Raw genomic sequence first — 12,875 nt, 5'->3', positions numbered from 1 at the left:
AACGAAAAACCCTATATCTTCCAACCTTTAAATGACCACCAGCAGCCATGAAAAACTACAAAAACCCAAGCGATTCGCGCGTATCGATAACCGAACTGATGCTTCCCTCCCACTCTAATTTTGGCGGAAAGGTACACGGGGGGCACATATTGAATCTGATGGATCAAATCGCTTTCGCCTGTGCTTCGAAACATTCCCAGCGCTATTGCGTAACGGCATCGGTAAATAGGGTGGACTTTTTAAGTCCCGTGGAGGTGGGTGAGCTAATTACGCTTAGGGCATCTATCAATTATACCGGTAAAACTTCAATGGTAGTAGGCGTTCGTGTGGATTCCGAAAACATCACCGAAGGCACCAAGCGTCATTGCAATTCCTCTTATTTTACGATGGTAGCCAAAGATGAGGAGGGAAAAAGCGTACCTGTACCCGGACTTATTCTGGAAAACGAACAGGCGGTGCGGCGTTTTGCGCGAAGCAAACAACGGAAAAAGGAAGCCTTCTCAAGGGATACCCGATTCGATGAATCGCAATTCCAGATGAAAGAGCACCTGAAAAGGTTGATCGATGAAAATGTTAAGATTGACTTGTAATTTCGGAAGCCGCAGCTTCGTCCAAAAACCAAAATAGATTTCCGTTTAGGGGATGAACCAAATTAGCGGGGTAGGATTTATAACCGCCTCTTTCATCGACAATCTCCCCAACCTTTTCCGCCTTACTTTCCCCGGTCACCAAAAAAGCTACATTATCTGCATGGTTGATGATTCTACCGGTAATGGTAATCCGTTTCTGCCCCGTATTCGGATGTTCGGCAACTTCGCAGAGCTGATCGGCATTCCACAATCCGATTTCATAAGGGAAAATGGAGGCTGTATGCCCGTCATCGCCCATACCTAAAATAATCAGGTCGAATTGTGGAAGGCCATCGATTATCGGGAGTTTCTCCCTTAAAACTTGCGTATAACGTTCCGCTTCCTGTCGTGGATCGTTCTCGCCCTTGATACGGTGGATGTTTTCTTCGGGAATCTCGATTTTCGACAAAAGATATTCTACGGTCATCTTATAATTGCTTTCGGGATCATCGGGAGAAACGCAGCGCTCGTCGCCCCAATATAAATGTACTTTCTGCCAGTCGTTTTTCGAAAGATGGCGTGATGCCAGTTCATCAAACACGATTTTTGGGGTACTACCGCCGGATAGGGCAATGTGCAGACTATCCTGCGAACCGATCAACTGTATAAGCCAATCCGTAAATGCCTCGGCCGTTTGCTGTTTTGTCCTTGAGATTTTCAATTGCATAATAATAGATTAGAATCTGTCGATCGGCAGGCAGTTTACATTTTTGAATTGGATACGTTCTTTTGAACTCGTACTTGACTAGCAAATTACACAATACCCAGGATCATCGGCCAACTGCTCACTGGGGTTTCGCCACATTCCGACACCGTCTATGAGGCTATCGGCATTCTCAGGGCCCCATGCCCCGGCGGAATATCCGTGCACCTTGGCGTCGGAATTCTTCCAATACTCCAATATCGGATCGACGAACGCCCATGCGGCCTCCACTTCATCGGCACGTGCATAAAGGGTGGCATCGCCTTGCATGGCATCTAAAAGCAAACGTTCATAGGCTTCCATAACATGGTTTTCTGCCAGACCGGAATAATAAAAATCAAGATTTGCCCGTTCGACCTTAAAGCCTTGTCCGGGAACTTTCACGCCGAATTTGATGAGAATGCCTTCGTCGGGCTGAATGCGAATGATCAACTTATTATCCTTATTGCTCATCCCCGCATCCTTAAAGATCTGGTGGTGCGGGGTCTTAAAATGAATGACCACCTCTGTTACCTTGGTGGGCATCCGCTTGGCCGTCCGCACATAAAAGGGCACCTCGGCCCAGCGCCAATTATCCACAAAAAATTTAATGGCCGCATAGGTTTCGGTCTTTGATTCCGGATCGACATCGGCTTCTTCCCGATATCCCTTTACTTTTTCCCCATCGATAACCGAACTTATATATTGGGCCCGTATAGTATTGTCATGGAGTACTTTGGGATCGGTCATTACCCGCAAAGATTTCAACGCTTTTAATTTTTCGTCACGTATCTGTTCTGCATTCGAATTTAACGGTGGTTCCATAATCACAAAGGCGATTATCTGCATCAGATGGCTTTGGAACATATCGCGCAACGCCCCTGATTTATCATAATAACCGCCACGTTTCTCGACGCCCCCGCTCTCGGCGTTGGTAATTTCGATATGGTGAATGTAATTCCGGTTCCAAAGCGGCTCGAAAATACTATTCGCAAAACGGGTCACCAAAAGATTCTGTACCGTTTCCTTGCCTAAATAATGGTCGATTCTGAAAATTTGGGGTTCCTTAAAATACTGGTGTAGACTTTTGTTCAACTTTTTAGCAGTTTCCAAGCTGTATCCGAAAGGTTTTTCCACAATCAGACGCCTCCAACCCTCATCTTCTTTGTGGAGTCCCTGCTGGTGTAGATTCTTAGAAATCGGACCATAAACGGATGGTGGTGTGGAAAGATAAAATATGTAATTACTGTCGGTATGATGTTCACTGTTCAGGCTATCGATACGTTTTTTCAGGGGACCATAATCGGAATCTTGATCATCGCTCAACTCGTGATAGAACAAGCGGTCGGCAAACCCCGTGATCATTTTCTTTTGACTCTCGTCAATTTTCTCTCTGAGATGCTTACTCTCGGTAACCACGTTTTCTCTGAACTCCTCGTCCGACCATGGGCTGCGGCTCGCGCCAAGAACGACAAAGTTTTCAGGCAAATAACCGTCCCTGGCCAAAGCGAATATAGCAGGTATCAGTTTTCGAGCGGTAAGGTCTCCCGAGGCGCCGAATATGACCAACATTTGGTTTTCTGTCTTGTTCATAGTGTATTATAAGATTTAGAACCTTAAAAGTATCGAAAAGAATGCCCAATACCAACGAGTTTCCCCTAAGTTAATCTTACATCTCAATATTTTCGTTTATTTTTGAAGGAAGTATGCTTAAAATGAAAACTTGAATTAGAGGATAAAAAAACACATACGTTGTTTATTTCGGGTGCTTGCAAAAATGCCCAACATGAAATTAATCCAAGTGATAAAATAAAAAACTTAGCGCATGTTTAAAACAAGGCGAACTGACAATCAGCAGTTTGAGGTTCTGGCTATACATTAAATCAGTTGCATATCGGGATACAGAACTTATTTAATTTGACGCCATGGTTTCTCAAAATACTGGTTTTCAGCAAATAGGTTTTTTAAACATGCTCTTAGGGATAAAATTCAACAGATTTCCGCCTGAGTTTCTCCTTAGGTGAGCCGCATGGCGGGAATGACAAATACATTTATTAATGGAAGAAAAATACGATTTCGGATTGGTAGGTCTCGGTGTAATGGGACGTAATTTTATATTGAACGTGGCGGATAACGGATTTTCCGCTTTCGGCCATGATCTCGACGTTGAAAAGGTCAATGCCCTTAAAAATGAAGGAAACAAAGCACATAAGATTGATGCTTCCACAAGTATCAAAACCTTTGTAAAAGCCTTAAAACAGCCCCGAAAAATAATGCTTTTAGTCCCTGCGGGAAAAATTGTGGATTCGGTGATCGAAAGCCTTTTACCGCATATCGATCGTGGGGATATCCTAATCGATGGTGGCAATTCCTTTTTTACGGATACCGATCGCCGGGAAGAGGAGCTTCAAAAAAGAGCGGTCAACTTTTTCGGTGCCGGAGTTTCCGGAGGAGCTAAAGGCGCCCGTCTTGGGCCAAGCATTATGCCTGGAGGTTCAAAATCCGCTTACGCCCATATCAAACCCATTTTTGAGGCCGTCGCCGCGAAATACGATGGGGAGCCTTGCGTAGCGTATCTAGGACCAAAATCCGCTGGGAACTACGTGAAAATGGTCCACAATGGTATCGAATACGGACTCATGCAACTCACCTCCGAAATATATGACCTTCTCAAAAAAGCCGGGGATTTCGACAACGACGAGGTACACAATAGCTTTAAAAAATGGAACGAAGGCCGTTTACAGTCCTTCTTAGTAGAGATTACCTCCCAAATCTTCAAACAAGAGGACGATGAAAGTAACGAAAGATTAATCGATAAAATTTTGGATAAGGCCAAGCAAAAAGGTACCGGTAAATGGACAAGCCAAAATGCGATGGACTTAGGTATTCCCGTGCCAACCATAGATATAGCGGTGAACATGCGCGAGATTTCCGCTTTAAAATCCGAACGCACGGCTGCGGACAAAATCTACGATAGGCCCAAAGTAGCAACCATGGAGAAGGCCAAACTGGAAAAATTGGCTGAAGAAGCCCTCTATTTCTCCTTTATAGTAACTTATGCCCAAGGACTGCATGTATTGGCGGAAGCCTCAAAAGAGTACGGGTATCAGCTTGATATTTCCGTTATCGCCAAAATCTGGCGTGCAGGTTGTATTATACGTGCTGCATTGTTGGCCGATATTACCGAAGCCTTCGAAAAAGACAAAGACCTTCCGAATCTATTGGTTTCTCCAAATTTTGTGGACAAAGTTCAGGGCAGTGTAGCTTCCGCCCGTGAGCTGGTCGCCTTTGGTGCCAAAAACGGTATTCCCTTACCGGGACTTTCAAATTCCCTGATTTATTTTGATGCCTACACAACTACCCGATTGCCTTTAAACCTAATTCAAGCGCAACGGGATTATTTTGGATCACATACCTATGAAAGATTGGACAAGGAAGGGATTTTCCATACGGAATGGGAGTCAAAGTAGCGGTAATTCGTGTCAAGCCCACCAACACAAGCAGGTAATTCTAAAAAATGAATGCTATTAACTTCGTACGTCCAGCTATTTTGGCAAAAAACGCTTTGACCGTTTCCATGTCGATCCTTTTATTTTGTGCTATTTCCTGCAAAGATTCGAACCCAGCAGATCAGCGGGTAGATGTGTTGGACGAACATACTTTAGATAGGCGTGTCAAAGAGGCTTTCGTTGATTCGCTGATGCGCGAAGTCTATGTACCCATCTATTCCGACATCTACAACCAGACCCGCGATTCTCGCACCTTACTTACCGCAACCTTGAGCATTCGCAACACCAGCATCGGTGACAGTCTTTTTATTAGTAAAATAGATTACTATAATACCGAAGGCGATTTGGTAAGAAGTTATATCGATCAGCCGATATACCTCCGCCCTATGGAATCTCTCGATTACGTCATAGAACAACGGGATAACGCTGGCGGCAGCGGCGCCAATTTTCTTATCGATTGGTATTCAAGAAAACCATTGCATCCCTTGTTTCAAGCGGTCATGGTAGGGGGCCTTGGGGCGCAGGCGTTCTCCTTTACTGCCGATGGGGTCGAAGTTTATAAGAATTGAGTTTCAATGTACTTTGTTGTAGAGTTTAAGTAGGGTATGGGATACCTACAGACACTTTTTATAGGATGATCGGGTTTCAGCAAAGAAACGCTCAGAACAGAAAAGTGAAAGCCATTATTCCAAAAAATTCCTACAAAAAATGCTGCAAATTAGTATCTTAGCAATGTAAGAAAGCTAGATAATTATAATCGAATGCATCCCCAATCGGCCTCATGACTCTTCGAATTACCATAATTATTTGCCTTCTTCTACTTTTGTCTAATCGTGTGACATCCCAAGAATTACTGGAGCATCAGATCGATAGCCTACAGTCGATTATTTCCCGATCGAACGAGGCCTATGAGACATATAATTACAAAGACGTTATAAAGTACGGTGCGACACTTATCAAAAAGGGTAAGGAATATAAAAGCGCCTACGCCACATTTTTAGGATATGATATGCTTGGCGGTGTTTACGCCGAACTTGATGATACCTTACGTGGCAGAATATATTCGGAAAAAGCTTTGGAGATAGCCAGAATTTCAAAGTCGGACAGTCTTATTGCCTGGGGTACCTTAAATCTGGGTATTCTATTCTCCGACATACCTCAAACGTACCAAAAAGCAATCCGGTTTTTTGAAGAAAGTATTACCATCAATGAACAAAACAATGAACTGGGCCAAGTCTATCTGACCTACATTAATTTGGCATGGACGCATTTAGACCACGCCGAAGTAGACAAAGCGTACATTGTATTAAAAAAAGCGAGATCCATAGGTAATACGACAAAAGTAGCTTCGTTAGATAGACGCTATGTCGAATTACTTTTTGGAAGGTATTATTTGGCCAAGCAAGAGTATACACCTGCAATAATTCAACTGGAATCTGTAGCAAAGGAGGCCGATAGAGACTCTTTAACAGACTTAGCCTTAGAGACCTATGAACATCTTGCCATAGGATATCATAAAGCAAAAGACTACAAAAACGCCTTCGAAAGTCTGAACAAATACAACCATTACAAGCAAAAAGCTTTTACCGAAGAAAAAATTGAGGAAACGGAAAAGGCAAAGGCCAAATTTAATCTGAATCAAACGCAAAAAGACTTGAATGCAGCGCTTAAGGAAAAGCAATATTCCCAAGAGCTTGTTTCGAAATCGAAGTTCTTCACCACCATTCTAATTGTGGCTACAATTATTCTACTTTTTGCCCTCTTGGGTTTTTACCTGTTTTTCAACACACGCAAGAAGTATATACGACAACTCAAAACCAAAAATCAAGAACTCGTATTGGCCAAAGAAAAAGCAGAGAAACTTTCGAAAATAAAGACAAGATTTCTGTCAACGGTAAGTCACGAACTGCGCACGCCTTTATATGGGGTCATAGGTATTTCAACACTTCTCAAGGAAGACGAGAAATTAAAGGCGTATGAAGAAGATCTGAAGTCACTAAAGTTTTCTGCGGATTATTTGTTGGCATTGGTCAACGATGTGCTATTGCTCAGTAAAATGGATGCCGAAGCGATAAAACTTTCGCAAAACCCATTCAAACTTGACTTTCTGATACAGAATATCGTTCGTTCCTTTGAATTTATTTTACAAAAAAACAACAATAAACTACATCTAAAGATTGATAAAAATATTCCCAATGCCTTAATCGGCGATCCCATAAGACTATCGCAAATAGTGATCAACTTGATTGGTAATGCCGCTAAATTCAATCAAGACGGAAATATCTGGGTAGCCTTAGACCTTCTCAAAGTCACTAACAAGGGCTTATATCAAACCCGTTTTACGATAAAGGACGATGGCCCCGGTATACCACTGGACAAGCAAAAAACAGTATTCGAAGAATTTTCACAAATTGAACATACGAACCATGATTATAAGGGAACCGGCCTAGGGTTGACCATAGTCAAAAAACTATTGAAATTATACAAAAGTAAAATTCAACTTGAAAGTAATCCGGGAGAGGGCTCGGAGTTTAGTTTTTCGCTTAATCTCAAAAAAAACACGGACGAGGTGGTAGAAAAAAATCAATATAGCGCCACAAAGTCTAGTCTTGCGGACCGCTTTAGCAATACCGATTTACATATTTTAATTGTCGACGATAATAGAATAAATCAAAAAATCACACAAAAAATCCTGAAACGATACCACATTAGATCAAGTCTGGCCGATGACGGGCAACAAGCCATAGAAATGAACCGATCGCAAAAATTTGACATGATATTAATGGATATCAACATGCCGAAAATTAACGGAATGGAAGCGGCAAAAATGATACTAAAAATTGACAAAACAATTCCGATTATCGCCTTGACCGCCGTCGAGCTGGATGAGATGCGAAATGATATATTGAACTCGGGCATCAGCGATATCATTCACAAACCCTATGAAGTTTCGGAATTTTTACATATTATCCTAAAGAATTTACCCTCTGAAAGGATTGATTTACAAAAGTAAAGTTAGATTGTTTTTAGTTTTATGCCAACATACCACATCTACGTCATCGAACTTTCCAAAAAAGTCTATACCGAAAACAAGCGGTTTCGTGAAGCCAACCCGCAGTTTAATGGGGTATTGGAATGCCTATATGTCGGCATGACCAGTAAGACCCCAAAAGAGCGTTTTAAACAGCATAAAACGGGCTATATCAATAAAAAAGGACATAAACTCTCATCCTCTATCGTGAAAAGATACGGTTCGTATCTGCGTCCTAGTCTTTACATCCATATTCAACCTATTCTTTCAAGAGCGGACGCCCTGAAAATGGAAGAGACCTTGGCATTGGAGCTGCGCCGAAAACGCTATGCAGTTTGGTTCAACTGATTTAAGTTTCAACAGAAATCCATTTTAAAAAAAGCGTAACTTTAGAAATTCGAACACAATAATTCATCCTAAAAACGCTTTATGGAAGGTTTGATGATGCACTACCCGCTTACCACCAATACGATATTGGAATATGGTAACTCCGCCTTTCCCCATAAAAAACTGATCACTCATTTACCGGATGGCACCCGCCACGAATACTGTTACGGAGACCTCTACAGACGTACCAAGCAATTGGCCAACGCCCTGACCAAAAAGTTGGGTATTACCAAGGGCGATATGGTCGGCACTTTCGCTTGGAACCATTACCAGCATGTGGAACTCTATTATGGTATACCGGCCATAGGAGCGGTCTGCCATACCATCAACATTCGGCTATCACCGCAACAGACGGAATTTATCATCAACCATTCCGAGGATAAGGTCATTTTTGTTGACGCGACCTTAGTGCCGCTATTGGAAAAAATCAGTGCGAAACTGGAAACGGTCGAACATTTTATCGTTATCAATGCCTCTGAAAGTTTCAGCACTAGCCTACCCAATATCCTGCATTACGAAGACCTAATGAAAGGACAATCCGAAACTTTCAAATGGCCAGAACTTAACGAGAACGATGCCAGTGGCATGTGCTATACCAGCGGAACGACCGGCATGCCCAAAGGCGTGTTGTATTCCCATCGTTCGACCTACCTTCATGCGCTGACCATCCTTTCCCCAAATGCGGGAAACTATAGCAATTCGGAGACTGTTTTATTGATAGTGCCCCAATTTCACGTAATGGCTTGGGGTTTCCCGTATATGTGCCTTTTGTGTGGATCCGATATGGTGATGCCATCCTCAAATCTTGGTCCGCAAGCGATTATCAAAATACTTCAAGAAGAAAAAGTGACCAAGGCCAACGGCGTTCCGACCATCTGGATGGCCGTATACGAGGAAATGAAGAAAAATCCTCCGAAAAAGAAATTGATGCTTAAGGAATATATCGTGGGCGGTTCGGCACTTACCGGAAGTCTGATCGAGGGTTTTGAAAAAGATTTTGGAATTAAAGCCGTACATGCTTGGGGAATGACAGAGACCTCACCTTTGGGCACGGCCAGCAGACTACAGCCGATGCATGAACATTTAAATCCGGATGAAAAAATCAAGGTACGTGCGAAGCAAGGTATCGAGTTCCCCGGAATCGAAATGCGGATAGTCGGGGAAGACGGATCGGTCGCCCCAAGAGACGGGAAAACTATGGGCGAACTTCAAGTACGGGGCGCTTGGGTAATCCGCTCTTATTTCAAGACCCACAACCGTGAGAATTTTACTGAAGACGGATGGTTCAGAACCGGGGATGTAAGTACCATTGACGCTAACGGCTACATGGAAATCACCGACCGCACCAAAGACCTGATCAAAAGTGGTGGCGAATGGATTTCGAGTGTAGCTTTGGAATCCGCATTAATGGCCCATCCCAAGATTAAGGAAGCTGCCGTTATCGCCATTCCCGATAAAAAATGGTCCGAACGGCCTTTGGCAATCATCGTTCTTGCGGACAAAAAGGAGACCTTATCGCACGACGAACTGAAAAAATTCCTAGCTCATGATTTTGTCAGCTACCAGATTCCCGATACCTATGTCTTTATCGAACAGGTACCCCGCACCAGCGTGGGCAAGTTTGACAAAAAAGAAATCAGACGGCTTTATGGGGAGGGTAAATTAACTTGAAAAAACAAAGACCTGCAACCCGCATCTAGCCAGAGACCCACATGATGGATCGTTCGTGGATCGTTCTTACTATACAGGACAAGAAGCGATAGAATGTTACTTCGATAAGTACATCTTCCGCCGACCGTAAAGGTCATAGAATTGATCATCCTTTAAGTTATCGATAAATAAGATACTCTCTCCCGTACTCTTCATTTCAGGCCCTAGGTTCTTGTTTACGTTGGGGAATTTGTTAAACGAGAATACGGGCTGTTTGATAGCAAATCCTTCCAATTGGGGATTGAAATCAAAGTCCTTTACCTTTTTCTCGCCCAGCATCACTTTGGTGGCGTAGTTTACGTAAGGTTCGCCATAGGCTTTTGCGATAAAGGGCACGGTTCGCGATGCCCTAGGGTTGGCCTCGATGATATAAACGATATCGTCTTTGATAGCGAACTGAATATTTATAAGACCGACCGTGTTGAGTGCCAAGGCGATTTTATTGGTGTGATCCTTGATTTGTTGTAGCACGAATTCCCCGAGGTTGAACGGTGGCAAGGTGGCATTCGAATCTCCGGAGTGTATTCCACAGGGTTCGATATGTTCCATAATACCGATGATGTAGACGTCTTTCCCGTCACAGATGGCATCGGCCTCTGCCTCGATGGCTCCATCGAGATAATGATCGAGCAGGAGTTTGTTATTCGGAATTTTTCGCAGTAGGTCTACAACATGTTCTTCGAGTTCAGTTTTATTGATGACGATTTTCATGCCTTGGCCGCCCAATACATACGAAGGTCGCACTAACAATGGAAAATCCAGTTTATCGGCCAGCGCAAGGGCTTCGTCCGCTGTTTCCGCGACCCCGAATTCGGGAAAGGGAATATCGTTGGCTTTTAGCAGTTCGGAAAAACTGCCCCGGTCTTCGGCAAGGTCGAGGGACTGAAAACTGGTGCCAATGATCTTGATACCGTACTTGTCCAGTTTTTCGGCCAATTTTAACGCGGTCTGCCCCCCAAGCTGTACGATAACGCCTTCCGGTTTTTCGTGCAGGATGATGTCGTAGATATGTTCCCAGAAAACGGGTTCGAAGTAAAGTTTATCCGCCGTATCGAAATCCGTTGATACTGTTTCGGGGTTACAATTGATCATAATGGTCTCATAGCCACATTCCGCCGCGGCAAGTACTCCGTGCACACAGCAATAATCGAACTCTATGCCCTGCCCTATCCGGTTTGGACCGGAACCGAGCACCACGACTTTTTTCTTATCGGTAACGATACTGTCGTTTTCAACATATCGCGTACCGTCGGGCTTTTCAATTTCTGCCTCAAAAGTAGAATAGTAATAAGGCGTCATCGCCTTGAACTCGGCCGCACAGGTATCCACAAGTTTATAGACCCGATTGATATCCATCTCTAGCGTACGCTTTTTATGGACTTCACTTTCGTAGCAATCGAGCATGTGTGCGATCTGACGGTCGGCAAAGCCCTTTTGTTTGGCTTCCAACATCAGTTCACGGGTAATCGTGGCGATGGTATAAGTTGATATTTCCTTTTCAAGATAATGCAGTTCTTCATATTGTTTCAAGAACCACATATCGATTTTAGTAATTTCGTGGATGCGGCTGAGCGGAATGCCCAATTGAATGGCATCGTAAATGACAAAGACCCTGTCCCAACTAGGGATAGTGAGTTTGCTGATGATTTGGTCGTAATCTTTATATCCCTTGCCATCGGCACCCAAGCCATTTCTTTTTATTTCAAGGGATTGTGTCGCCTTATGCAAAGCTTCCTGAAACGAGCGGCCGATACCCATGACCTCTCCTACGGATTTCATCTGAAGGCCCAAGGTACGATCGGAACCTTCGAACTTATCGAAATTCCATCGCGGGATTTTTACGATGACATAGTCCAAAGCCGGTTCAAAAAGGGCTGATGTCGATTTGGTAATCTGGTTATCAAGCTCATCGAGATGATAGCCAATGGCCAGCTTTGAGGCAATCTTAGCAATCGGATATCCTGTTGCCTTGGAAGCCAAGGCCGAAGATCGGGAAACCCTGGGATTTATCTCGATGGCAATGATATCTTCATTTTCATCGGGACTCACGGCAAACTGCACATTACATCCTCCGGCAAAATCTCCGATACTGCGCATCATATGAATCGCCATATCCCGCATCTTTTGATAGGTGCGATCGGAGAGGGTCATCGCGGGTGCGACCGTAATGGAATCACCGGTATGGATGCCCATTGGATCCATATTCTCAATGGCACAGATAATCACAACATTGTCATTTCTGTCGCGAAGTAGCTCCAGTTCATATTCTTTCCATCCGATCAAAGCCTTATCGATCATTACCTCGTGAATGGGTGATATCTCAAGGCCGCGGCTTAGCATTTCGTCGAATTCTTCCGGTTTATAGACAATTGAAGCTCCGTCGCCGCCCAAGGTGTACGATGCCCTGATGACCAAGGGAAATCCGAATTCTTGCGCAATTTCCTTTCCCTTTAAAAATGAAGTGGCCGTAGCTTGAGGCGCCATTCCTATTCCAATTTTCAACATCAGCTCACGGAATTTTTCCCTATCCTCCGTAATATTAATGGCATCGATATCGACTCCAATAATCTCTACTCCGAAATCTTCCCAAATACCTTTTTCGTCCGCTTGTATACACAAATTCAGTGCAGTCTGTCCGCCCATCGTTGGCAGAACCGCGTCTATCTGTGGATGTGCCTTTAAAATTTCAACAATAGATTTCGTGGTCAACGGCTTTAAATAGACATGGTCCGCCATGGTCGGGTCCGTCATAATCGTAGCCGGGTTGCTGTTTATCAGTATCGTTTCGACACCATCTTCGCGAAGGCTTCGCAAAGACTGGGATCCTGCATAGTCAAATTCACAGGCCTGACCAATGATAATGGGACCTGAACCTATAATCAATATCGATTTTAAATCTTCTCTTTTGGGCATTTGCTACATGGTGT

General features: G+C 43.7%; 9 protein-coding genes. 6 read left to right on the top strand and 3 right to left on the bottom strand.

Translation table 11 applies throughout. The features are described from left to right. Positions 1–47: 47 nt before the first annotated feature. Positions 48–590, top strand: coding sequence for an acyl-CoA thioesterase (locus tag BLT07_RS13410; RefSeq protein WP_091869566.1), 543 nt, complete (start codon positions 48–50; stop codon positions 588–590). Here BLT07_RS13410 and pgl read toward each other — a convergent pair. Beyond that, positions 574–1,296, bottom strand: a complete 723-nt coding sequence (pgl, locus tag BLT07_RS13405) for a 6-phosphogluconolactonase (RefSeq protein WP_091869563.1) — start codon at positions 1,294–1,296, stop codon at positions 574–576. The genes BLT07_RS13410 and pgl overlap by 17 nt on opposite strands. Positions 1,297–1,374: 78 nt before the next feature. Then, on the bottom strand, positions 1,375–2,904 hold the full coding sequence (zwf, locus tag BLT07_RS13400) for a glucose-6-phosphate dehydrogenase (RefSeq protein ID WP_091869561.1): 1,530 nt from the start codon (positions 2,902–2,904) through the stop codon (positions 1,375–1,377). Between the two features lie 464 nt (positions 2,905–3,368). On the opposite strand from zwf, the gene gndA reads away from it, so the two are divergent. The 5 genes from gndA (at position 3,369) to BLT07_RS13375 (ending at position 9,909) form a co-directional block, all read left to right on the top strand. After that, the gene (gene gndA, locus BLT07_RS13395) at positions 3,369–4,781 is read left to right on the top strand and encodes an NADP-dependent phosphogluconate dehydrogenase (RefSeq protein WP_091869558.1); all 1,413 of its coding nucleotides are present in this window, start codon (positions 3,369–3,371) and stop codon (positions 4,779–4,781) included. Positions 4,782–4,828: 47 nt separating this feature from the next. After that, complete coding sequence (locus BLT07_RS13390) at positions 4,829–5,389, top strand: DUF3124 domain-containing protein (RefSeq protein ID WP_091869555.1); 561 nt, start codon at positions 4,829–4,831, stop codon at positions 5,387–5,389. 266 nt (positions 5,390–5,655) lie between these two features. Beyond that, on the top strand, positions 5,656–7,833 hold the full coding sequence (locus BLT07_RS13385) for a tetratricopeptide repeat-containing hybrid sensor histidine kinase/response regulator (RefSeq protein WP_175455330.1): 2,178 nt from the start codon (positions 5,656–5,658) through the stop codon (positions 7,831–7,833). A gap of 21 nt (positions 7,834–7,854) precedes the next feature. Further along, positions 7,855–8,199, top strand: coding sequence for a ribose-5-phosphate isomerase (locus tag BLT07_RS13380; protein WP_091869550.1), 345 nt, complete (start codon positions 7,855–7,857; stop codon positions 8,197–8,199). Positions 8,200–8,280: 81 nt separating this feature from the next. Then, complete coding sequence (locus BLT07_RS13375; RefSeq protein ID WP_091869547.1) at positions 8,281–9,909, top strand: long-chain fatty acid--CoA ligase; 1,629 nt, start codon at positions 8,281–8,283, stop codon at positions 9,907–9,909. A 96-nt stretch (positions 9,910–10,005) separates the two neighbouring features. Here the strand turns inward: BLT07_RS13375 and carB are convergent, their stop codons facing one another. Further along, positions 10,006–12,861: a carbamoyl-phosphate synthase large subunit gene (gene carB, locus BLT07_RS13370; protein WP_091869544.1), complete on the bottom strand. Its 2,856-nt coding sequence runs from the start codon at positions 12,859–12,861 to the stop codon at positions 10,006–10,008. Positions 12,862–12,875: the final 14 nt, after the last annotated feature.

This window comes from Pricia antarctica, assembly GCF_900101815.1.
GTDB classification, from domain to species: Bacteria; Bacteroidota; Bacteroidia; order Flavobacteriales; family Flavobacteriaceae; genus Pricia; species Pricia antarctica.
Note: the sequence above shows the minus strand (reverse complement) of the source record. Positions and strands in the feature narration are given on the sequence as shown.

What these genes read in the sequence shown, in the direction of transcription:
- BLT07_RS13410 (WP_091869566.1), top strand. Translation starts at nt 48, where the DNA reads ATGAAAAACTACAAAAACCCAAGCGATTCGCGCGTATCGATAACCGAA.
- pgl (WP_091869563.1), bottom strand. Translation starts at nt 1,296, where the DNA reads ATGCAATTGAAAATCTCAAGGACAAAACAGCAAACGGCCGAGGCATTT.
- zwf (WP_091869561.1), bottom strand. Translation starts at nt 2,904, where the DNA reads ATGAACAAGACAGAAAACCAAATGTTGGTCATATTCGGCGCCTCGGGA.
- gndA (WP_091869558.1), top strand. Translation starts at nt 3,369, where the DNA reads ATGGAAGAAAAATACGATTTCGGATTGGTAGGTCTCGGTGTAATGGGA.
- BLT07_RS13390 (WP_091869555.1), top strand. Translation starts at nt 4,829, where the DNA reads ATGAATGCTATTAACTTCGTACGTCCAGCTATTTTGGCAAAAAACGCT.
- BLT07_RS13380 (WP_091869550.1), top strand. Translation starts at nt 7,855, where the DNA reads ATGCCAACATACCACATCTACGTCATCGAACTTTCCAAAAAAGTCTAT.
- BLT07_RS13375 (WP_091869547.1), top strand. Translation starts at nt 8,281, where the DNA reads ATGGAAGGTTTGATGATGCACTACCCGCTTACCACCAATACGATATTG.
- carB (WP_091869544.1), bottom strand. Translation starts at nt 12,861, where the DNA reads ATGCCCAAAAGAGAAGATTTAAAATCGATATTGATTATAGGTTCAGGT.